The sequence below is a fragment of the Enterobacter sp. P82 genome (genome assembly GCF_037053385.1).
GTDB lineage: Bacteria > Pseudomonadota > Gammaproteobacteria > Enterobacterales > Enterobacteriaceae > Enterobacter.
The window spans coordinates 40,792-61,721 of sequence record NZ_JBALHX010000008.1; the positions used below are offsets into that span (position 1 = coordinate 40,792).

General features: G+C 52.9%; 21 protein-coding genes and 1 pseudogene. 10 read left to right on the forward strand and 12 right to left on the reverse strand.

All coding sequences use genetic code 11. From position 1 onward, the window contains the following. Positions 1–27 precede the first annotated feature (27 nt). Both menA and rraA read left to right on the forward strand, forming a co-directional pair. Positions 28–954: a 1,4-dihydroxy-2-naphthoate polyprenyltransferase gene (gene menA, locus WB237_RS21510; RefSeq protein WP_336216346.1), complete on the forward strand. Its 927-nt coding sequence runs from the start codon at positions 28–30 to the stop codon at positions 952–954. 92 nt (positions 955–1,046) lie between these two features. Next, on the forward strand, positions 1,047–1,532 hold the full coding sequence (gene rraA, locus WB237_RS21515) for a ribonuclease E activity regulator RraA (protein WP_014172197.1): 486 nt from the start codon (positions 1,047–1,049) through the stop codon (positions 1,530–1,532). 141 nt (positions 1,533–1,673) lie between these two features. Here the strand turns inward: rraA and zapB are convergent, their stop codons facing one another. Then, a complete protein-coding gene (gene zapB / locus WB237_RS21520) occupies positions 1,674–1,913 on the reverse strand; it encodes a septal ring assembly protein ZapB (protein WP_010436935.1) in 240 nt (79 codons plus the stop codon). 398 nt (positions 1,914–2,311) lie between these two features. On the opposite strand from zapB, the gene WB237_RS21525 reads away from it, so the two are divergent. The 4 genes from WB237_RS21525 to fpr all read left to right on the forward strand — a co-directional run bounded on the left by WB237_RS21525 (position 2,312) and on the right by fpr (position 6,640). After that, positions 2,312–3,157, forward strand: a complete 846-nt coding sequence (locus WB237_RS21525; RefSeq protein WP_028018114.1) for an MIP/aquaporin family protein — start codon at positions 2,312–2,314, stop codon at positions 3,155–3,157. Positions 3,158–3,178: 21 nt separating this feature from the next. After that, complete coding sequence (glpK, locus tag WB237_RS21530; RefSeq protein ID WP_336216263.1) at positions 3,179–4,687, forward strand: glycerol kinase GlpK; 1,509 nt, start codon at positions 3,179–3,181, stop codon at positions 4,685–4,687. Between the two features lie 99 nt (positions 4,688–4,786). Then, positions 4,787–5,797, forward strand: coding sequence for a class II fructose-bisphosphatase (gene glpX, locus WB237_RS21535; protein WP_336216268.1), 1,011 nt, complete (start codon positions 4,787–4,789; stop codon positions 5,795–5,797). A gap of 96 nt (positions 5,798–5,893) precedes the next feature. Continuing rightward, on the forward strand, positions 5,894–6,640 hold the full coding sequence (gene fpr, locus WB237_RS21540; RefSeq protein WP_028018117.1) for a ferredoxin--NADP(+) reductase: 747 nt from the start codon (positions 5,894–5,896) through the stop codon (positions 6,638–6,640). Here fpr and WB237_RS21545 read toward each other — a convergent pair whose 3' ends face one another. Beyond that, positions 6,641–7,060: a DUF805 domain-containing protein gene (locus tag WB237_RS21545; RefSeq protein ID WP_114980020.1), complete on the reverse strand. Its 420-nt coding sequence runs from the start codon at positions 7,058–7,060 to the stop codon at positions 6,641–6,643. 112 nt (positions 7,061–7,172) lie between these two features. Here WB237_RS21545 and WB237_RS21550 point away from each other — a divergent pair, with 112 nt between their 5' ends. Together WB237_RS21550 and tpiA are read left to right on the forward strand one after the other, a co-directional pair. Beyond that, entirely contained in the window at positions 7,173–7,769 is a 597-nt protein-coding gene (locus tag WB237_RS21550) for a DUF1454 family protein (protein ID WP_336216275.1), read from the forward strand. A gap of 111 nt (positions 7,770–7,880) precedes the next feature. Then, on the forward strand, positions 7,881–8,648 hold the full coding sequence (tpiA, locus tag WB237_RS21555) for a triose-phosphate isomerase (RefSeq protein ID WP_336216279.1): 768 nt from the start codon (positions 7,881–7,883) through the stop codon (positions 8,646–8,648). A gap of 44 nt (positions 8,649–8,692) precedes the next feature. Here tpiA and WB237_RS21560 read toward each other — a convergent pair whose 3' ends face one another. The 6 genes from WB237_RS21560 to cpxP form a co-directional block, all read right to left on the reverse strand. After that, the gene (locus WB237_RS21560) at positions 8,693–9,997 is read right to left on the reverse strand and encodes an SLC13 family permease (protein WP_336216282.1); all 1,305 of its coding nucleotides are present in this window, start codon (positions 9,995–9,997) and stop codon (positions 8,693–8,695) included. Between the two features lie 73 nt (positions 9,998–10,070). Further along, positions 10,071–10,814: a CDP-diacylglycerol diphosphatase gene (locus tag WB237_RS21565; RefSeq protein WP_129994717.1), complete on the reverse strand. Its 744-nt coding sequence runs from the start codon at positions 10,812–10,814 to the stop codon at positions 10,071–10,073. A 111-nt stretch (positions 10,815–10,925) separates the two neighbouring features. Beyond that, positions 10,926–11,915 (reverse strand): sulfate ABC transporter substrate-binding protein, encoded by a 990-nt coding sequence (locus tag WB237_RS21570; protein ID WP_336216284.1) that lies wholly within the window; start codon positions 11,913–11,915, stop codon positions 10,926–10,928. 134 nt (positions 11,916–12,049) lie between these two features. Further along, on the reverse strand, positions 12,050–13,012 hold the full coding sequence (gene pfkA / locus WB237_RS21575) for a 6-phosphofructokinase (RefSeq protein WP_028018123.1): 963 nt from the start codon (positions 13,010–13,012) through the stop codon (positions 12,050–12,052). Positions 13,013–13,186: 174 nt separating this feature from the next. Continuing rightward, a complete protein-coding gene (gene fieF / locus WB237_RS21580) occupies positions 13,187–14,080 on the reverse strand; it encodes a CDF family cation-efflux transporter FieF (protein WP_336216287.1) in 894 nt (297 codons plus the stop codon). A gap of 152 nt (positions 14,081–14,232) precedes the next feature. Then, positions 14,233–14,739: a cell-envelope stress modulator CpxP gene (cpxP, locus tag WB237_RS21585; protein WP_114980026.1), complete on the reverse strand. Its 507-nt coding sequence runs from the start codon at positions 14,737–14,739 to the stop codon at positions 14,233–14,235. Between the two features lie 150 nt (positions 14,740–14,889). Here cpxP and cpxR point away from each other — a divergent pair, with 150 nt between their 5' ends. Beyond that, on the forward strand, positions 14,890–15,588 hold the full coding sequence (gene cpxR / locus WB237_RS21590; RefSeq protein WP_028018126.1) for an envelope stress response regulator transcription factor CpxR: 699 nt from the start codon (positions 14,890–14,892) through the stop codon (positions 15,586–15,588). Further along, positions 15,585–16,958 carry an envelope stress sensor histidine kinase CpxA gene (cpxA, locus tag WB237_RS21595; RefSeq protein ID WP_028018127.1) on the forward strand — a complete coding sequence of 458 codons (1,374 nt, stop codon included), beginning with the start codon at positions 15,585–15,587 and terminating at the stop codon, positions 16,956–16,958. Before cpxR ends, cpxA begins: the two co-directional genes overlap by 4 nt. A 43-nt stretch (positions 16,959–17,001) precedes the next feature. Here cpxA and WB237_RS21600 read toward each other — a convergent pair. From WB237_RS21600 to yiiM, 4 genes and pseudogenes are all read right to left on the reverse strand, one after another. Further along, positions 17,002–18,251: pseudogene (locus tag WB237_RS21600) on the reverse strand (MFS transporter). Positions 18,252–18,358: 107 nt separating this feature from the next. Next, the gene (locus WB237_RS21605) at positions 18,359–19,324 is read right to left on the reverse strand and encodes a sugar phosphate isomerase/epimerase family protein (protein ID WP_336216291.1); all 966 of its coding nucleotides are present in this window, start codon (positions 19,322–19,324) and stop codon (positions 18,359–18,361) included. A gap of 8 nt (positions 19,325–19,332) precedes the next feature. Then, entirely contained in the window at positions 19,333–20,037 is a 705-nt protein-coding gene (locus WB237_RS21610; protein ID WP_028018130.1) for a UTRA domain-containing protein, read from the reverse strand. A gap of 184 nt (positions 20,038–20,221) precedes the next feature. Beyond that, positions 20,222–20,896, reverse strand: coding sequence for a 6-hydroxyaminopurine reductase (gene yiiM, locus WB237_RS21615; RefSeq protein ID WP_028018131.1), 675 nt, complete (start codon positions 20,894–20,896; stop codon positions 20,222–20,224). Positions 20,897–20,930: the final 34 nt, after the last annotated feature.

Sequence of the window (20,930 nt, forward strand, 5' to 3'; positions counted from 1 at the left end):
GCTAATGCCCCCATTTTTATTGGCTAAATAACTATGACTGATATCAGCCGTACTCAGGCGTGGCTCGAAAGTCTGCGCCCTAAAACACTTCCTCTGGCCTTTGCTGCGATTGTCGTCGGTACGGCTCTTGCCTGGTGGCAAGGTTATTTTGACCCGCTGGTCGCGGCACTGGCATTGATTACCGCCGGCCTGCTGCAAATTCTCTCCAATCTCGCCAACGATTACGGTGATGCGGTAAAAGGCAGCGATAAATCTGACCGTATCGGGCCACTGCGCGGGATGCAGAAAGGGGTGATTACTCAGGCGCAGATGAAACGCGCATTGATTATCACCGTGGTGCTGATTTGTTTATCGGGTCTGGCACTGGTGACGGTGGCGTCTAAAACCACCAGCGATTTTATTGGCTTCCTGGTGTTAGGTTTATTGGCCATTGTCGCGGCCATCACCTACACCGTAGGCACGCGTCCTTATGGTTATATTGGTCTGGGTGATATTTCCGTGCTGGTGTTCTTCGGTTGGTTGAGCGTGATGGGAAGCTGGTACTTACAGGCGCATACCCTTATCCCTGCGCTGTTCCTGCCTGCAACCGCCTGCGGACTGCTGGCGACGGCAGTGCTCAACATCAACAACCTGCGCGATATCGACAGCGATCGTGAGAATGGTAAGAACACGCTGGCGGTACGTCTGGGTCCGGTTAACGCGCGCCGCTACCACGCCTGCCTGCTGATGGGTGCGCTGGTCTGCCTGGCACTGTTTAACCTGATCTGGCTGCACAGCGTATGGGGCTGGCTGTTTGTACTTGCCGCACCCCTGCTGATTAAGCAGGCGCGATTTGTCATGCGCGAATTGAGCCCTGCAGCCATGCCACCGATGCTGGAACGCACGGTAAAAGGCGCACTCCTGACTAACCTGTTGTTCGTCATCGGGATTGTCTTAAGCCAGACACTTCGTTAGCTGACAAATATCAATTAACAATTGATGATTTTGCCAACAACGCATTTCGCACGATATACTGAACACATTCGCAGCAACTGAGCGTTAAACCTATGAAATACGATACCTCCGAGCTTTGTGACATCTACCAGGAAGATGTCAACGTCGTTGAACCGCTGTTCTCCAACTTTGGTGGGCGGTCGTCGTTTGGCGGACAAATCGTCACGGTGAAATGTTTCGAGGACAACGGGTTGCTGTACGATCTGCTCGAACAGAATGGCCGTGGTCGCGTTCTGTTAGTTGACGGCGGGGGTTCCGTACGTCGCGCACTTATTGATGCTGAACTGGCTCGCCTTGCCGTGCAAAACGAGTGGGAAGGGATTGTGGTTTACGGTTCCGTGCGCCAGGTAGACGATCTTGAAGATCTGGATATTGGTATTCAGGCCATTGCCGCCATTCCGGTCGGTGCAGCGGGTGAAGGCATTGGTGAAAGCGATGTGCGCGTTAACTTCGGCGGCGTGACCTTCTTCTCCGGGGACCATCTCTACGCCGATAATACCGGCATTATCCTTTCCGAAGATCCGCTGGATATCGAGTAGTAAAACCGTAATTGTGAACCAAAAAAAAACCGCCAACAGAAGCGTTAAGGCCGCCTCTGGCGGCCTTTTTTATAACTGGCATAAAAAAAGCCGGGTGGCGGCTTCGCCTTACCCGGCCTGTTCAGTTCATTCCAATGGGAATCAGACTTCTTCCATACGTCCCAGCAGCGCCTGCAGGCGATCCTGCCAACCGTTCTGCTGTTCGCGCAGTTGGTTGTTTTCGCGCTCCAGTTCTTCGCGGCCGTGCTGAGCGTTCTGAACTTCCTGCGCCAGGCTGTTGTTCTTCTCTTTCAGCTCTTCAATTTCCATCTGCAGCAGGGTGATGGTGTCAATCGCCTGCTGTACTTTCGATTCCAGTTTCTCAAACACTTCTAAAGACATGATGCTACCTCTCCTGAATTGCAAGGCGACGCTTTAACGTAAACGCGCACGACATATACCGTCGATTGTATGGAGCACGGCGCTCTGTGTCCAGCGACACACCGCGCAGATCGCGGTTTGCAACACTTTTAGGTCTGGTCCTGGTGCGTTCGCGTCATATCACCCTAAATTGTTAACTCATTCGTTAATGAAATGATTCAGCTCACATTCCGCCACTGATGCAAAAATGTGCTTTATGGCGCGAAAACGCTCATTTTATGACGAAGACCACACATTTTGATTTCGATATTTCTCGTTTTTGCTCGTTAACGATAAATTAACACTATGTCTACAGGGCATCGTGGCTGTCACGGGCGGCCATGCTAACAATAAACATCAATTTCTTCAGGATTCCGATTATGAGTCAGACATCAACCTTAAAAGGCCAGTGCATTGCCGAGTTCCTTGGTACCGGGTTGTTGATATTCTTCGGAGTGGGCTGTGTCGCTGCACTGAAAGTGGCGGGTGCCAGTTTTGGTCAGTGGGAAATCAGTATTATCTGGGGTCTGGGCGTGGCGATGGCCATCTACCTGACTGCAGGTGTTTCTGGTGCACATCTTAACCCGGCGGTGACTATCGCACTGTGGCTGTTCGCGTGCTTCGAAGGACGCAAAGTTGTTCCTTTCATTCTTTCTCAGTTTGCCGGCGCGTTTTGCGCAGCGGCGTTAGTTTACGGGCTTTATTACAATCTTTTCATCGACTTCGAACAGACGCATCATATGGTGCGCGGCAGTGTCGAAAGTCTGGACCTGGCAGGCATCTTCTCAACCTACCCTAACCCGCATATCAATTTTGTGCAGGCGTTCGCAGTTGAAATGGTGATTACCGCTATCCTGATGGGCGTTATCCTGGCGCTGACTGACGACGGAAACGGCATTCCGCGCGGCCCGCTGGCACCCCTGCTGATTGGCCTGCTGATTGCGGTGATTGGCGCATCAATGGGCCCGCTGACTGGGTTTGCGATGAACCCGGCACGTGATATCGGACCAAAAGCGTTCGCCTTTATCGCAGGCTGGGGCGACGTCGCCTTCACCGGTGGCAAAGACATTCCTTACTTCCTGGTTCCGCTGTTTGCGCCGGTTGTCGGGGCTGCGCTGGGTGCATTTAGCTACCGCAAATTAATTGGTCGCCACTTACCGTGCGACACCTGTGTGGAAGAGGAGAAGGAAACGACTTCTACCGCACAACAAAAAGCTTCGCTGTAATCTGACTACGGGACACATACCATGACCGAAAAAAAATATATCGTTGCGCTCGACCAGGGCACTACCAGCTCCCGCGCTGTCGTAATGGATCATGACGCGAACATCGTCAGCGTGTCACAGCGCGAATTTGAGCAAATTTATCCTCGTCCAGGCTGGGTAGAGCACGACCCGATGGAGATCTGGGCATCACAAAGCTCCACGCTAGTCGAAGTGCTGGCGAAAGCCGATATCAGTTCCGACGAGATTGCCGCGATTGGTATTACTAACCAGCGTGAAACGACGATTGTCTGGGAGCGCGAAACTGGTAAACCTATTTACAACGCCATCGTCTGGCAGTGCCGCCGCACATCTGAAATCTGTGAACAGCTGAAGCGCGATGGCATGGAAGAGTATGTGCGCAGCGCCACCGGTCTGGTTGTTGACCCGTATTTCTCCGGTACCAAGGTGAAGTGGATCCTCGACCATGTGGAAGGTTCACGCGAGCGTGCAAAGCGTGGTGAGCTGCTGTTCGGTACGGTTGATACCTGGCTTATCTGGAAGATGACCCAGGGACGCGTCCACGTCACCGACTATACCAACGCCTCACGTACCATGCTGTTCAACATCAACACCCTGGAGTGGGATGACAAGATGCTGGACGCGCTGGATATCCCACGCGCGATGCTGCCTGAAGTACGCAAGTCTTCTGAGGTATATGGCCAGACCAACATCGGCGGTAAAGGTGGCACCCGTATTCCTATCGCCGGTATCGCGGGTGACCAGCAGGCGGCGCTGTTCGGCCAGCTGTGCGTCAAGGAGGGGATGGCGAAGAACACCTATGGCACTGGCTGCTTTATGCTGATGAACACCGGCGAGAAAGCGGTGAAATCAGAAAACGGCCTGCTGACCACCATTGCCTGCGGCCCACGCGGCGAAGTGAACTACGCGCTGGAAGGTGCAGTGTTCATGGCGGGAGCGTCTATTCAGTGGCTGCGTGATGAGATGAAACTGATCAGCGATGCGTTTGACTCCGAGTACTTCGCGACCAAAGTGAAAGACACCAACGGCGTGTACGTGGTACCTGCATTCACCGGTCTGGGCGCACCGTACTGGGACCCGTATGCACGCGGCGCAATTTTCGGTCTGACGCGTGGTGTGAACTCTAACCACATTATTCGCGCCACCCTGGAATCCATCGCCTACCAGACGCGCGACGTGCTGGAAGCGATGCAGGCTGACTCCGGCATTCGTCTGCACGCCCTGCGCGTGGACGGTGGTGCGGTCGCGAACAACTTCCTGATGCAGTTCCAGTCGGACATTCTGGGTACTCGCGTTGAACGCCCTGAAGTGCGTGAAGTCACGGCGCTGGGTGCAGCATACCTCGCCGGTCTGGCAGTAGGTTTCTGGCAGAACCTGGACGAGCTGCAGGAGAAAGCGGTGATCGAACGCGAATTCCGCCCAGGTATTGAAACCACCGAACGTAACTTCCGCTACAACGGCTGGAAAAAAGCGGTGAAACGCGCCCTGGCATGGGAAGATCACGAAGAGTAATTCCCCTCACCCTACCCCTCTCCCCAAAGGGGAGAGGGAACTCGTCTCCCCACTCTGTGATAAACTTCGTGCAATTCCTTTTGATTGCACGAGTACCTCATGAAACGTGAACTTGCTATCGAGTTTTCCCGCGTCACCGAAGCGGCCGCCCTCGCAGGCTATAAATGGCTGGGTCGTGGCGACAAAAATACCGCAGACGGTGCGGCTGTCCATGCCATGCGCATCGTCCTTAACCAGGTCAACATCGACGGCACCATCGTGATCGGCGAAGGCGAGATCGACGAAGCACCAATGCTCTATATTGGTGAGAAAGTCGGCACCGGCAAAGGCGATGCGGTGGATATCGCCGTCGATCCGATCGAAGGCACACGCATGACGGCGATGGGTCAGGCCAACGCCCTTGCGGTGCTGGCAGTGGGCGATAAAGGCTGCTTCCTCAACGCGCCAGATATGTACATGGAAAAGCTGATTGTCGGCCCGGGTGCCAAAGGCGCAATCGACCTCAGTCTGCCGCTGGAAGAGAACCTGCATAATATCGCCAAAGCATTGAGTAAACCGCTCAGCGAGCTGACCGTCACCATTCTGGCGAAACCGCGCCACGATGCCACGATTGCGCAGATGCAAAAACTCGGTGTGCGCGTGTTTGCCATTCCGGATGGCGACGTTGCCGCCTCGATTCTGACCTGTATGCCGGACAGCGAAGTCGATGTGCTTTATGGCATCGGTGGCGCACCGGAAGGAGTCGTATCAGCAGCAGTGATCCGCGCCCTGGACGGCGACATGCAGGCGCGCCTGCTCCCACGTCATGATGTCAAAGGCGATAGCGAAGAGAACCGTCGGATTGGCGAAGAGGAGCTGGCACGCTGCGAAGCAATGGGCATCGAAGCTCATAAAGTTCTCGCTCTGGACGAAATGGCCCGCAGCGATAATGTTATCTTCTCGGCAACCGGCATCACGAAAGGCGATCTGCTGGACGGCATTACCCGTAAGGGCAACATGGCAACCACTGAAACGCTGCTGATCCGCGGTAAATCACGCACCATTCGTCGCATTCAGTCTATCCACTATCTCGACCGTAAAGACCCGGACGTACAGACGCACATTCTGTAAAACCGTTTGATCGATAGAGCTTTCCGGCCCAAATGGGCTGGAAATCTTCACGACAAGACAGGAAGATAGACCAGAGAAACAGCACAGGAGAAGATCATGGCGGACTGGGTAACAGGTAAAGTCACAAAGATACAGTTCTGGACCGATACGCTATTTAGTCTCACCCTGCATGCTCCCGTTCACCCGTTTACGGCCGGGCAATTTGCGAAGCTGGGGCTGGATGTCGACGGTGAACGCGTACAGCGCGCCTACTCTTACGTTAACGCGCCAGATAACCCGGATCTCGAGTTCTATCTGGTTACCGTTCCGGACGGCAAACTCAGCCCGCGCCTCGCCGCTCTTAAGCCCGGTGATGATGTGCAAATTGTGAGTGATGCTGCCGGCTTCTTTGTGCTCGACGAAATTCCTGACTGTGACACGCTATGGATGCTGGCAACCGGTACGGCCATCGGTCCTTATCTCTCCATTTTGCAATATGGCAAAGACCTTGAACGCTTTAAAAACATCGTGTTGGTTCATGCCGCGCGCTACGCTGCAGACTTAAGCTATTTGCCGCAAATGCGCGATCTGGAACAGAAGTATGGCGGTAAGCTCAAAATTCAAACGGTGGTCAGTCGTGAAACGGCAGAAGGTGCGCTGACGGGCCGTGTGCCGGCATTAATTGAAAGTGGAGTTCTGGAAAAGGCAGTGGGTTTGCCGATGACGGCGGAAACCAGCCATGTCATGCTGTGTGGTAACCCGCAGATGGTTCGTGACACGCAACAACTTCTGAAAGATACCCGGCAGATGACGAAACATCTTCGCCGCCGGCCGGGCCATATGACCGCCGAACACTATTGGTGATCAGCGGAATTTCACCTCAAGGGTGTCTTTACCGTATTTGTTTTCGCTCTGGGTGCCAATAAACGCACCCAGATCGACAATCATCATCACGAAGATGACTGACGGCAGCAGCCTGCCGACGACCCAGGGAAGAATGGACGGAAGCATCGCCCAGTTCCCTGCCACCAGCATCCACGCCAGAATAATCAGAAATGCCCACGCCCCGGAACGCCCGCGATCGTGCAAACGTTTTACCACCACGGCCGCTGTTGGCCATAGCAGACAGACCAGCGCAAATGCCGCCGTTTGCGTACTCAGCCATGCGTTGTAAGCAACAAAAAACAGAACCAGCATGGCGACGACCCACGTCACCATCCAGATCCAGAAATCACGGCGTCCAATACGCCCTTTGAATGAAAACAACCACTGCTGTATGGTCATGTAAGGTTCCTTATTATCGTATAGCGCGCATTTTACCCTGGAGTTGTGACCTTTTGACAAGCCGACCAGATATCGTTTTAATCATGAGCACTTACGGCCAGGGGCAATGTTGATGAAAAGTTCGGCACGTTCTCTTTTCCTGTGTTTAGCGCTGCTCAGCGCGGGCTTTCCCCTGCACGCTGCCGAAACCACCGCCCCGACAACGGCGCCATATCTACTGGCTGGTGCACCGTCTTTTGATCAGTCCATCAGCCAGTTTCGTGAAACCTTCAACCAGACCAACCCAACGCTGCCGCTGGATGAATTTCGCGCCATTGATAGCTCTCGCGATACCCCTGCACTGACCCGTGCGGCAAGCAAGATTAACGAAAACTTGTATGCTTCAACGGCGCTGGAGCGCGGCACGCTAAAAATCAAAAGCATGCAAATCACCTGGCTGCCGATTCAGGGGCCTGAGCAGAAAGCTGCGAAGGCGAAGGCGCTTGAGTATATGAGTGCGGTGTTGCAGGCCTTTACCCCGGCACTGACGAAAAAGCAAAGCCAGCAAAAGCTACAAAAACTCCTCACCGCCGGTAAAAACAAGCGTTACTACGCCGAGACCGAAGGTGCGATTCGCTATGTTGTCGCAGACAACGGCGAAAAAGGACTGACCTTCGCAGTTGAACCGATTAAGCTGGCACTATCTGACACTCTCGGCGGGGCGAATTAATGACAAAAAGCAAAGCCTTTCGAGGGAAAATCTCTATACTGATTCACAGACCATGCTGCCCGACAGGGTGGCCATATTCCTTAATTCGCTTATTTAGCGTGGAGAATTGAAATGCGACATCCTTTAGTGATGGGTAACTGGAAACTGAACGGCAGCCGCCACATGGTAAACGAACTGGTTGCGAACCTGCGTAAAGAGCTGACTGGTGTGACGGGCTGTGCGGTTGCTATCGCTCCGCCGGATATGTACCTGGATCTGGCTAAACACGCCGCTGACGGCAGCCACATCATTCTGGGTGCACAGAACGTTGACGTTAACCTGTCTGGCGCGTTCACCGGTGAAACCTCCGCTGAAATGCTGAAAGATATCGGCGCGAAATACATCATCATCGGCCACTCTGAGCGTCGTACCTATCACAAAGAATCCGACGAGTTCATCGCGAAGAAATTCGCTGTGCTGAAAGAGCAGGGTCTGACCCCAGTTCTGTGCATCGGTGAAACCGAAGCTGAAAACGAAGCCGGCAAAACGGAAGAAGTGTGTGCTCGCCAGATCGACGCAGTTCTGAAAACTCAGGGCGCGGCAGCATTCGAAGGCGCGGTCATTGCTTACGAGCCAGTCTGGGCGATCGGTACCGGCAAATCAGCAACCCCTGCGCAGGCTCAGGCAGTTCACAAGTTCATCCGTGATCACATTGCTAAAGCTGATGCGAAAGTGGCTGAGCAAGTGATTATCCAGTACGGCGGTTCCGTAAACGCCTCCAACGCTGCTGAGCTGTTCACCCAGCCAGACATCGATGGCGCGCTGGTTGGCGGTGCATCCCTGAAAGCTGACGCTTTCGCGGTGATCGTTAAAGCAGCAGAAGCGGCTAAACAGGCATAATGCTGTTGTGGCGGGTGGCGCTTGCGCCTACCCGCCCTACTCCGCTACAAACGACCCAATACGCTAAACCACAAGTAATCCAGCGGCAACAGCACCAGATAGGTCGCTATCGCCAGCGCCAGACAGAGTACCATCCCCGCCTTTGCAGGCACCTTCCCGAGCCCCATTGCGACCACAATTGGCGACGCCTGATACGGCAGCAGCGGTGTGGAATAACCCAATACCTGAATCATGATCACCGATAGCAGCGGGAAACCCGTCGCGTCGGAAAAACTCTGTGCCAGCGTGGTATACAGCGCAGGAACACCGTTGGCAGTCATAATGAAGTTGAGCGCCGTGGTGATCCCCGTCAGCGCCAGGAAACTGGTGAAGGGGTTATCAGCGTCCAGCGGCATTATCCGCAGCAAAGCTTCACCCACGGCTGCGCCAATCCCGGTCTGCGTCACCACAATCGCCAGACCAAGAATGCCCGCGACATAAATACAGGTACGCATATTCACCCCCGCAGAAAACTCTTCTCCGGTGATAAAACCAATGCGCGGTAGCATGACGATGACCGAGGCCGCCAACCCCGTCCACGCGGGTCCCACACCGTGCCAGCTCTCCGTCACCCACATCCCCAGCACCACCGCCAGCAGCCAGGCGAGACGCTTTTCATCCCGCCCCATCGGTTCAGACGGTGCCTGATCCTTCGGTGGTTTTGGATTACCGGGAAAGAGCCAGCAGATCAGGCCAATCAGAATCAGACCTTTGAGAATACCCAGTACGGGGGTGTGCAGCAGCAGATACGGGACGTAACTCAGGTGGATGCCGTACGAACCTTCCGCCGCACCGCTCATCACCAGGTTAGGGACGTTTGCAGGCAAAATAGTTGCCGAGAGCTGGAATGTACCGAACCCCACAGCCAGCGCCAGGCCAAACCACGCCCGCGCACCGTCTGCGATACTCGCCCTTTTCGCCATCGCAGCAACGATAGGCATCAGGAGCGCAATACGCCCCATATTCGACGGCATCACAAACGCCAGCGCATAGCTCAGCAGCACCACGCTCGCCACCATCAACACCCAGGAGTCGGTGAGCTTTGCCGACAGCGCCCGCGCGGCCCTGTCCGCCAGGCCGGTTTTTCGGATCGCCACGCCGAGCACAAAACCGCTAAACACCAGCCAGAACGCCGACGAGGCAAAACCGCCGAAGATCACCTCCGGCGGGGCGATTCTGGCGGTCATTGCCGCCGTGAAGAACAACAGTGCGGTGATAAATTCCGGTAATAGCGACGTCGCCCACAGCACGATGGTGACGCCAACAATCAGTGAGGGCAGCAGTAGAGGATGAGCTAACCAGAACGACATACCTGTCTCCTGTAGATTTTTTCAGCAAGTCTACGGTGACAGGCAGCCGGAGTAAACGCGATTTATGGTGGGGTCACTTCAGGATAGCGCATTGATGATCCTGCAATTCCTCAGCCGACGCGCGATTAAGGGTCAGAAGGTTACGTTCCGTTGCCAGTAAAACAAAAGAGCCATCTGACTGCTGCGCCATCGCCAGCGCAAAGCGTCCCATATGGTCGCGTGCTTCCGGCAGCTCTTCAGCCAACATCATAAACGGACTGCGCTGCACCAGCTCATTCTCCGTTACCCGACGGGCAAGATACTCATGCCCTTCCAGCCCACCCGGCAGAGGCAGCCACTGGGTGCTAATTTCTCCCTGAGCCGCGTTCAGCTTCTCACGCACGTCCGGGCGCAGGCAGGAGATATGAATATGAAAATGGTTCTGCGTACGGCCTGTCGGGGAGTTAATCGTCAGTGAAATGGCGCTGTCAGGTACCTCGGTTCCCCGCTTCAGGGTCATAAAACTGCGTGACTGCCACGCCAGCCAGAAAAAGTTCGGCGTGTGAGGCTCGGTCAAAAGCGGACTTTCTGTGCCGTTGATACGGTAGGTTGGCATCAGCAGATACTGCAGCGGTCCATTGCGGTCTTTAAACACCACATAACCTGCATCTGTTTTCACCTGCGCACACGGCGCCGGGTTACGGTTCTGGATCTGATTCGGCACACACTGGTCGAGAACGATATGTCGCAGCGCATCCGGATTACCCGCTTTCATCCAGTACCAGCCGCCGGCGGCAAGGGCGATGACAATCAGGATCAATAAGATAATTTTTTTCACAGCGCGTTCCCCGTATCCATTTGAAGTGAAAGAGTAACGCAAAATGATGACCAAATAAAAAACCCGGTGGATTTCTCACACCGGGTCACCGTGTCATTCTTTGCGAAATACTTAGCGTTTGCTGATCTGGTCGAAGGTACCGCCGTTAGAGAAGTGATCTTTCTGGGCTTTGGTCCAGCCACCAAACTCGTCATCAATGGTGAAGAGCTTCAGTTTCGGGAAGACATTCTCGTATTTCTTCGCAACCGCCGGGTCACGTGGGCGATAGAAGTTTTTCGCTGCAATTTCCTGACCTTCTGGCGAGTAGAGATACTTCAGGTAGGCTTCCGCCACTGCTTTGGTCTCTTTCTTCTCTACCACTTTGTCGACCACAGAAACGGTTGGTTCCGCGAGGATAGATTCGCTTGGGGTCACAATCTCGAATTTGTCTTTACCCAGTTCGTTGGTGGCCAGCAGGGCTTCGTTTTCCCATGCGATCAGCACATCACCAATACCTCGCTCGACGAAAGTGTTGGTTGCGCCACGCGCGCCGGAGTCCAGCACCTCAACGTTTTTATACAGCGCTTTCACGAATTCCTGAGCTTTGGCCTGCTCACCGTTGTTGTGGTGCAGCGCGTAACCCCACGCCCCCAGGTAGTTCCAGCGAGCGCCGCCAGAGCTTTTTGGGTTAGGCGTGATGACTGACACACCGGGTTTAATCAGATCATTCCAGTCATGGATTTGTTTTGGGTTGCCTTTACGCACCAGGAAAACAATGGTCGAGGTGTAAGGCGCGGAGTTATCCGGCAGGCGTTTGATCCAGTTTTTATCTATACGACCACGTTCGGCGATGGCGTCGACATCGTAGGCCAGTGCCAGAGTGACCACATCGGCTTCAATACCGTTGATCACAGACGTCGCCTGCTTGCCGGAACCACCGTGAGACTGGCGAACCACAACGTTGTCACCGGTTTGCTGCTTCCAGTGTGCGGCAAACGCTTTGTTGTACTGCTCGTAAAGTTCACGCGTCGGGTCGTATGACACGTTCAGTAACTGGATGTCCTTAGCCAGAACGCTGGTCGATGCCAGCAATAATGTTAAACCCACGCCCCATTTATTCATCGCCCAGCTCTCGTGTGTAGTGTTTTGATGAATGCAGCGTGCCAGAAAGAGATGCGATGATTAAAGAATAAAAAAAGATTGGCTATAACGTAGAGGAATAAAAGCCCTCTCCGCAACGGAGAGGGCTTGAGGGATCAGTACAGTTTTTTCGCGCAGTCCAGCCAGTCACCTTTGAATGGACGTTTCATGTTTTCAATGGCGTCGATGATGTCATGGTGCACCAGCTGCTCGTTCTGAATACCGACACAGCGGCCGCCGTGACCCTGCAGCAGCAGTTCAATAGCGTATGCCCCCATACGGGACGCCAGAATACGGTCGTACGGTCCAGGGGAACCGCCACGCTGGATGTGTCCCAGTACGGTTGCACGGGTTTCACGTTTGGTTTCGGTTTCGATGTACTTCGCCAGCTCGTCAACATCACAGATGTGCTCGGTGATGGCAACAATCGCGTGTTTTTTACCTTTCGCGATACCCGCTTTGATTTCAGCCACCAGATCTTCACGGCTGAATTCCACTTCCGGCACAACCACGAACTCACAACCACCCGCAATCGCGGCAGCCAGGGTCAGGTCACCACAGTAACGACCCATCACTTCAACGATGGAGATACGCTGGTGAGAAGAAGAGGTGTCACGCAGGCGGTCAATCGCTTCCACAACGGTACCCAGCGCGGTGAAGTAACCGATGGTGTAGTCAGTGCCTTTGATGTCGTTGTCGATAGTGCCTGGCAGACCGATGCACGGGAAGCCCATTTCAGTCAGACGTTTTGCACCCATATAAGAGCCGTCACCACCGATAACCACCAGGGCGTCCAGACCACGTTTCTTCATGTTCTCGATAGCCACTTCACGAACGTGTTCATCACGGAATTCCGGGAAGCGTGCAGACCCAAGGAAGGTACCGCCACGGTTGATCATGTCAGACACGCTGTAACGGTCGAGCTGAACCATACGGTCTTCGTACAGACCCAGGTAACCATCATAGATACCAAAAACTTCCAGACCTTCCGTCAGCGCTGCACGGACAACCCCACGAATTGCCGCGTTCATGCCCGGCGCATCACCGCCGCTTGTCAACACACCGATTTTCTTAATCATGACTACCTCTGAACTTAGGAATGCAAAATTGAAATCTGTTGCCGGAAGAAACTTATCGACCAACGAATACTGCAAATAGTATATCAATCACTTCCAGCTGAATTGATTCAGGTCAGACCAAATGGCGGTAATTTATACACAAAATGCTGGCCTGGCTCACTTTTTTACAACGAATTACGAAAGCCCAACATGTCCAGGTACAACCGAGCAGGGATCCTGGTGAATAATGACGTCTGAACCAGGAAAACGCTGCAAAATCGCCTGCTCGACCTGCTCAGCAATAACGTGAGCCTGAACCAGTGGCAGGTTGTCTTCCATTTCAATGTGAATCTGAATAAAGCGGGTCGGCCCTGACTGCCGCGTTCGAAGATCGTGCGCACCGCTGACACCAGGCCAGGAGGTCACAATAGTATAAATTTCATTACGTTCTGAGTCAGGGAGGGCGCGATCAAGCAGTGATTGCACCGCTTCATACCCCATCCGTAAGGCACTATATAAAATATAGATACCAATCCCTAACGCGAACAACGCATCGGCCCGATGCCAGCCATACCAGGCCAGGCCGAGTGCAATAAGAATAGCCCCATTCATCATAACATCAGATTGATAATGAAGCATATCCGCCCGTACCGCCTGACTTTGCGTTTTGCGAACGACCCAGCGCTGGAACGTTACCAGAACAAGTGTGCATATAAGTGCAACGACTGTCACAACGACGCCCACGCCGGGCTCGTTCATCGGGGTCGGCGAGACGAGATGCTGAATGCCGGTTAAAAACAGGAACAGTGCAGACCCGGAAATGAACATGCTTTGTGCCAGCGCGGCCAGCGATTCCGCTTTGCCGTGCCCGAACGTGTGCTCTTCATCCGCCGGTTGCAGCGAGTAACGCACCACCAGCAAGTTGGTCAGTGAGGCTGCAATGTCCATCAATGAGTCTACCAGCGCCGCCAGAATACTGACCGAGCCGGTATACCACCAGGCAAAGATTTTGATCAGTAGCAGGCTAGAGGCCATGACGGTCGCCGCAATGGCGGCCCGGCTTACCAGCCTTCCATAGGATTGATTCATAAACACTCCTGTCATGTCATGCCGCTAGTATAACGGAAGCGTGAGGAGTCAAAGGATGAATAAACGGTTAACAAATTAGAATGAAGGCAAAAAAAACCCCCACATCATGTGGGGGAAGACAGGGATGGTGTCTATGGCAAGGAAAACAGGGTTTACTGGTTACTACGGGTACTGCTATTGCTACTGAAAAACGTCGTTTCCGAGTTTCGCTGCATCCGTGCAACCTCACGCAGCTGGTCCATACGCTGCTGATGTTTGGTGTTCAAAACCGCTTGCTGCTCGGGCGTTAGCAGGTGGAACATTTGGTTGCGGACCTTCGCCATCTCTACCTGGCGGGCAACCTGTTCCTGTGCCATTTTCTCGGCCTGAGCGCGTACAGCGCTTTCGTCAAAATTTTCTGCGGTGACAAGGCGATGCATTGTCTCCATTTCGCTAACATTAACAGGGGGCTGGTCATGTCTTGCCCTCTGCATCAGATCTCGCATCTGTTGACGCTGATGTTCGGTTAAACTTATGCCGTCAAACATATGGCTTTGGCTACTGTGCTGCGTTGTGTCCTCTTGTGAGGAACCGTTATCGCTGATGATAGCTACAGCAGCCTGGCTAAACGCACTGAACGCCAGCGTTGAGGCCATGACGGCAGCGGTAACTTTGCGCATCACTTGCTCCCAAAATCTTTCGTGTCGCGATTCAACGAGAGACAGTCTACGATTCAGGCTGCAAACATGCGTCAGGGGGTGTAAAACAACGTAAAGTCATGGATTAGACAGCCTTGATGTCGTAATTTCTGCCTCGGAGGTATTTAAACAATGAATAAAATCCTGTTAGTTGATGATGACCGAGAGCTCACATCCCTTTTAAAGGAGTTGCTCGACATGGAAGGTTTCAACGTTCTGGTTGCCCATGATGGCGAGCAGGCGCTGAGTCTCCTTGACGACAGCATCGATTTACTTTTGCTCGACGTCATGATGCCGAAGAAAAACGGCATTGATACGCTGAAAGAGCTTCGCCAGACACACCAGACACCCGTAATTATGCTGACCGCACGCGGCAGCGAACTTGACCGCGTACTAGGCCTTGAGCTGGGTGCGGATGACTATTTACCGAAACCGTTCAACGACCGTGAACTGGTCGCCCGTATTCGCGCTATCCTGCGTCGTTCGCACTGGAGCGAGCAGCAGCAGAATACCGACAACAGTTCGCCGACGCTGGAAGTGGACTCCCTGAGCCTGAACCCGGGCCGCCAGGAAGCCAGCTTCGACGGCCAGGCGCTGGAATTGACCGGCACGGAGTTCACCCTGCTTTATCTGCTGGCGCAACATCTTGGCCAGGTGGTATCGCGTGAACATCTGAGCCAGGAAGTGCTGGGCAAGCGTCTCACGCCGTTTGACCGCGCCATCGACATGCACATCTCTAACCTGCGCCGTAAGCTGCCGGAGCGTAAAGACGGTCACCCATGGTTTAAAACCCTGCGTGGTCGCGGTTATCTGATGGTCTCCGCTTCATGATAGGAAGCTTAACCGCCCGCATCTTCGCCATTTTCTGGCTGACGCTGGCACTGGTTTTAATGCTCGTACTGATGTTGCCAAAACTCGACTCACGCCAGATGACGGAGCTTCTCGACAGCGAGCAACGTCAGGGCGTGATGATCGAGCAGCACGTCGAAGCCGAGCTGGCAAATGACCCGCCAAACGATTTGATGTGGTGGCGCAGGCTGTTTCGCGCTATCGACAAGTGGGCACCACCCGGGCAGCGCCTGCTGCTGGTCACCAGTGAAGGCCGAGTCATTGGTGCCGATCGCAATGAAATGCAGATTATCCGTAACTTTATCGGTCAGGCAGATAACGCCGATCACCCCCAGAAGAAGAAATATGGCCGCGTTGAGATGGTGGGGCCTTTTTCTGTCAGGGACGGGGAGGATAATTATCAGCTCTACCTGATTCGACCGGCGAGCAGTTCCCAGTCTGATTTTATCAATCTGCTGTTTGACCGTCCGCTCCTGCTGCTGATTGTCACCATGTTGGTCAGCTCGCCGCTGCTGTTATGGCTGGCGTGGAGCCTGGCAAAACCGGCGCGTAAGTTAAAAAATGCCGCCGATGAAGTGGCGCAGGGCAACCTGAGACAGCATCCTGAGCTGGAATCCGGACCACAAGAGTTCCTTGCCGCAGGCGCCAGTTTCAACCAGATGGTGAGCGCGCTGGAGCGTATGATGACGGCGCAACAACGGCTGCTTTCGGATATCTCGCACGAACTGCGTACCCCGCTAACACGGCTACAGCTTGGTACCGCCCTGCTCCGTCGTCGCAGTGGTGAGAGCAAAGAGCTGGAACGTATTGAAACGGAAGCGCATCGTCTGGACAGCATGATCAACGATCTGCTGGTGATGTCGCGCAATCAGCAGAAAAACGCGCTGGTCAGCGAGACGGTGAAAGCCAATCATCTGTGGCATGAAGTATTAGACAACGCGGCGTTTGAAGCAGAACAGATGGGTAAATCCTTTACCGTCAACTTCCCGCCGGGGCCATGGCCGCTGTACGGTAACCCTAACACGCTGGAAAGCGCGCTGGAAAACATCGTACGTAACGCCCTGCGCTACTCGCATACGAAGATTGAGGTCGCCTTCTCGGTGGATAAAGACGGGATCACCGTGATCGTCGATGATGATGGTCCTGGCGTGAGTCCGGAAGACCGCGAGCAGATTTTCCGACCGTTCTACCGTACCGACGAGGCGCGTGACCGCGAATCTGGCGGCACGGGGCTGGGTCTGGCGATTGTTGAAACCGCCATGCAGCAGCACCGCGGTTGGGTGAAAGCTGACGACAGCCCATTGGGCGGATTGCGGTTAACCCTGTGGCTGCCACTGTATAAACGTTCCTGACCCACGTCCCCCGATGTTGCATCGGGGGACGCTTTTCATGATCTTATGCCGCCTCACTGACCGACATAACTTTCTGTTTTTTGATGCGTTTCACCAGCAATGTCGAGCAAATAAATCCTGAAAGACTAAAGGCAATCATCACGCTGAACACATAGTTGTATCCGGTGATCCCTTTAAAGTTATCCAGAATCCAGCCGTAGAGTGTGTACGCAAACATCGCAGGCATATAGCCGATAATACAACCAAATGCCATTGCCGAACCGGCATATTGCCGTGGGGTTCCAATTTCATCCATCGGGGCAAAGAATATGGCACGCTGCGAGAAGATGATGGCGCCAAACCCTAATGTTGCAACCATCCCGATGTAAACGTTCATCGACTGATGAGGGAGTTGCATAAACAACATCATCGCAACGGCAGAAATCAAGAACGTCCATTTCAGGTAGACCGTGGGAGACTTAGCCACTTTATCTGCCAGGAAACCACCCACCGGCCCACCCACCATTTTAAGGGCATACTGGTTAATGATCCCGTACGCCCCTACCAGCGCAACCGGAAGCATGTAGATGTCTTTCAGGAACGGGATGAAATAGGTTAAACCGCAGTAAGCCGCATACACAAAGAAGATGCCAAATGATGCTAACCAGACGTTCGGGCAGGTCAGAACATGCTTAATACCTTTCAGGGTTTCAATGTTTGCGCTGCTTCCTTTAGCGTTTTTGACATGGTCATCATCAACGATGAAGTAGGTGATAACACCGGCAATCAGGGTGATGACCGTGTAGTAGAGCAAACCAGCCTGCATCCCCGCTTTCCCTTCGCCAAAGTGCACAAAGACAAACAGAGCGCCAGAAGCCACAATAACGTCCACCACACCACGCCCTGCCTCCAGAAGCCCGAACAACCGCCCCTGTTCTTCTTGTGTCCCTAACAGGCGTACAGCTTTTAATAACACCGGCCAGTAAACGACATCAGCAAAGAAGGCCATCGCCGCAAAGCAAATAAGATAGCCAGTGAAAGACGGCAACGTGGATAAATAGAGACCACACAACCCCACACCAATTAACCCGAAGGGCAGAAGGATCTTCTTAGAATAGCGGTCGGCAATATATAAAGAGAGGAAAAGCCCCGTGGTTTGCACAATCGTATATACCGTAAAACTGAGCCCTATTTGTGTATTTGTCAGACCCAGTCACTTTGCATTGGGACATAAAAGACATCCTTCATGCTGGAAAGCTTAAATATCGCCCCACCACCTAACACCAAAAAGCACAGACGAGCCCATTTATTCATGAACATATTCGACACCCTCACTGCAATTTTGAGAGAAAACCGTTCTGTAATATATAAAAATCCAGGCCATCCCTGAAAAAGGAAGCCGTAAGTCACTGTTAAATTAATTAAGCAGGTTGTTTTATATTTATAAATTTAGCGCACAAATTACGAATAAATTCAATTTGAGAAATAGCATACTCTTTTTCCTGTGCCAGACGAGCATCAACCAGTTCATTATCAGGAAGTGGCGTAAAACTTGCGTCACGCCACGGTATCCAAGGGTTATCTCCTTCATCATCAAAACGAAATGCTGGCGCGTAATAATCAACCTCTTCTTCAAGTCCAAAAGAAGTAACCTGGGCCTGGTCTTCACCCAACAGTAAAAGTTCACGCAACATCATCTCTACAGGGAGATCGCCGAGCCCTGTACGGCAGGCTTCATGCGCCCATCCTTTACCCTCTTTTATCACTCTGGCATCCTTGATATGAACCTGAGTAATGTAAGGCGACATAGTCCGTAACGCAGCCATTGGCTCTTCATTAGCATTGATCATATTGCCAAAATCAAAGAGTATTGAGAGGTTTTTCATACCACTGTTTTTTACCAGTGTAACCAGTTCATGTCCTTTGAGATCTTCATGCTGTTCAATCGTAAACTGGATACCGCTATTATCAAACTGCGCCAGATAAGCAATATCCTGGGCGATTTTTTTCAGTACTGAATTTAAACGCCCTTCATAACGTGGATAAAATCTGACAGAGGTAGCACCTGTGGCCTGCGCAATAGCAATAGCCTCATCCAGGGTCTTTTTATCTGACGCGCTGGTTTCAATATGAATATCCAGTCCGTATTGCTCGGCTTTCTTTTTAAAAGAACTCAACTGCTCTGGTCGCATATTTCTCAGTGAAAAGGATTCACCGTCTTCAACATGCACTTTCACACCCGATAAATGATTCTGATATGCAATATCCAGTAAATCTTCAGGAAGAACTCTCTCGTAGCGCATGTTTAAATGAAAGGCATAGGCGTGCAAATAAAGACGAATATTTTTTGCACGCTCAGCCAGTTTTTCTCTGATAACTTTTTCCATAATTTTTCTCACTCATCACGAATAACCAGTTCGACGGATTCAAGTCTCCAGTACTCCAGATCAACCTGAACCACTTTCTTTTCAGAGGTAGCACGATGCTTCTCTACCAAAATACCGTACGTATTGGGTGCTACTCCCAGCTCTTTGCAGGCAAGCTCAGGCATATTGACGGGTTTGAAAATCATCTCTTTGATGGTTAAGGCAAGCCCAAACTGCTCTTCCCAGACTTTAGAAAAAGCGTGGTTTTCCAGCTTCACCATAAACTCCGGGGCGGCTTCGGCATCAATCCAGGACTCATGGTAAAAAACTTTATGATCGTCCAGTCCGCACCAGCCGGTAATCAGGTAGGGAGCCCTGGAAGACGAAAAAGCTTTCTCAATGTGACGAGGTACGGTATCAACAACATCTTTGGTCAAATAACCCCAGGAAGGTTTTCGCCCCTGCGCACGCGCCTCCGCATTAAAACTGGAGAGCGATTTTGGGTTGTAGATGAATCGCCGGGGAGAGATGAACCACCCGCTGCGGTTCTTGCGGAAAATACGTGCCGCAACCTCAAGCTCAATTAAAACCTGCCTTAAGGTCATGCGTTTCGCATCCAGCAATTCGCACAATTCGCGCTCGGAGGGAAGTCTGGAGCCCGGCGGAAAATCATTAGCCGCTAGCCAACTTTCGAAGCGGTCTCTCAGGAGATCAACATTGTTTTTTTCTTTCATGTCTCGCAATCTGGTTTAAACCAATTTGAAGACACAATATTTGAGCGGAGAAAATTCTCAAGTTTTTTCGGCAAGCTGACGCTATTTTTGTGGGCCAGGTATCAAGTTCATGATTAGCGAGGACAGCGCCAGAAAGGTGCTGTCCTCTTGATTCAGGCGGAGGCTCTCGTTTTTGCAGAAACCGCTATTTCCCCCACAATCTCCGCGAATTATCCTCGATCTCCCCACTAATACGCCGTTTTTGCATCGTTCTTGTCCAGCTGGTTGATAACCCTGCCGCCGACAGAAGGCGATGATACTGGTCGTCATCAAACGGCATATGCCAGGCTATCGCGCAGGCGTCATATACTGAGACATCGCTCAGACGTGATGCCAGTTCCAGCGGCGCGTCCGCAGAGACTTGCCCGGCCAGCACTACGCGGTACAGCCAGCCGGTTTTGCCTGCCGTCTGCAGTTGGGCAGACATATCGCTGATGCCAAAATGGTAGTTAAGTTTGAAGCACGGTGAGCGCGGCTGCGTCACCTGAATCAGGGCGTCGCCCCAGCGGAAGATATCGCCGATGAAAACATTCCTCTCCGTCAGCCCTTCGGTGGAGAGGTTCTCGCCAAAGGCTGGCGCGACAAAGAGGTCCGCCTGCTCGGGGAATTCGGCTATCCAGTATTGATAGTGCTCGCGCGGATAGTGGCATAGCGCCCGATCGGGCCCACCGTGGATTTTCTTCTCGGCCTGCTCGTCACCCGCAAGCCCAAGCTCGGTTAACGTCAGCTCACCGTCGACCTGCACTTTGGCGATGGCACTCGGGCGGCTGCCGTCGTACTCCCTGACCTTGCCTGTAAATACATTCACCGGATAATGCATTGCTGCTCCTTTTTGCAGATACAAAAAAGCGAGT

Excerpts from the sequence above, each read along its gene's own strand:
- yiiM (WP_028018131.1), bottom strand. The coding sequence starts at position 20,896 with ATGCATTATCCGGTGAATGTATTTACAGGCAAGGTCAGGGAGTACGAC.
- WB237_RS21545 (WP_114980020.1), bottom strand. The coding sequence starts at position 7,060 with ATGACCATACAGCAGTGGTTGTTTTCATTCAAAGGGCGTATTGGACGC.
- fieF (WP_336216287.1), bottom strand. The coding sequence starts at position 14,080 with ATGAATCAATCCTATGGAAGGCTGGTAAGCCGGGCCGCCATTGCGGCG.
- fpr (WP_028018117.1), top strand. The coding sequence starts at position 5,894 with ATGGCGGACTGGGTAACAGGTAAAGTCACAAAGATACAGTTCTGGACC.
- cpxR (WP_028018126.1), top strand. The coding sequence starts at position 14,890 with ATGAATAAAATCCTGTTAGTTGATGATGACCGAGAGCTCACATCCCTT.
- WB237_RS21560 (WP_336216282.1), bottom strand. The coding sequence starts at position 9,997 with ATGTCGTTCTGGTTAGCTCATCCTCTACTGCTGCCCTCACTGATTGTT.
- cpxP (WP_114980026.1), bottom strand. The coding sequence starts at position 14,739 with ATGCGCAAAGTTACCGCTGCCGTCATGGCCTCAACGCTGGCGTTCAGT.
- zapB (WP_010436935.1), bottom strand. The coding sequence starts at position 1,913 with ATGTCTTTAGAAGTGTTTGAGAAACTGGAATCGAAAGTACAGCAGGCG.
- tpiA (WP_336216279.1), top strand. The coding sequence starts at position 7,881 with ATGCGACATCCTTTAGTGATGGGTAACTGGAAACTGAACGGCAGCCGC.
- rraA (WP_014172197.1), top strand. The coding sequence starts at position 1,047 with ATGAAATACGATACCTCCGAGCTTTGTGACATCTACCAGGAAGATGTC.
- WB237_RS21605 (WP_336216291.1), bottom strand. The coding sequence starts at position 19,324 with ATGGAAAAAGTTATCAGAGAAAAACTGGCTGAGCGTGCAAAAAATATT.
- glpX (WP_336216268.1), top strand. The coding sequence starts at position 4,787 with ATGAAACGTGAACTTGCTATCGAGTTTTCCCGCGTCACCGAAGCGGCC.
- WB237_RS21550 (WP_336216275.1), top strand. The coding sequence starts at position 7,173 with ATGAAAAGTTCGGCACGTTCTCTTTTCCTGTGTTTAGCGCTGCTCAGC.
- glpK (WP_336216263.1), top strand. The coding sequence starts at position 3,179 with ATGACCGAAAAAAAATATATCGTTGCGCTCGACCAGGGCACTACCAGC.
- WB237_RS21570 (WP_336216284.1), bottom strand. The coding sequence starts at position 11,915 with ATGAATAAATGGGGCGTGGGTTTAACATTATTGCTGGCATCGACCAGC.
- cpxA (WP_028018127.1), top strand. The coding sequence starts at position 15,585 with ATGATAGGAAGCTTAACCGCCCGCATCTTCGCCATTTTCTGGCTGACG.
- WB237_RS21525 (WP_028018114.1), top strand. The coding sequence starts at position 2,312 with ATGAGTCAGACATCAACCTTAAAAGGCCAGTGCATTGCCGAGTTCCTT.
- pfkA (WP_028018123.1), bottom strand. The coding sequence starts at position 13,012 with ATGATTAAGAAAATCGGTGTGTTGACAAGCGGCGGTGATGCGCCGGGC.
- WB237_RS21610 (WP_028018130.1), bottom strand. The coding sequence starts at position 20,037 with ATGAAAGAAAAAAACAATGTTGATCTCCTGAGAGACCGCTTCGAAAGT.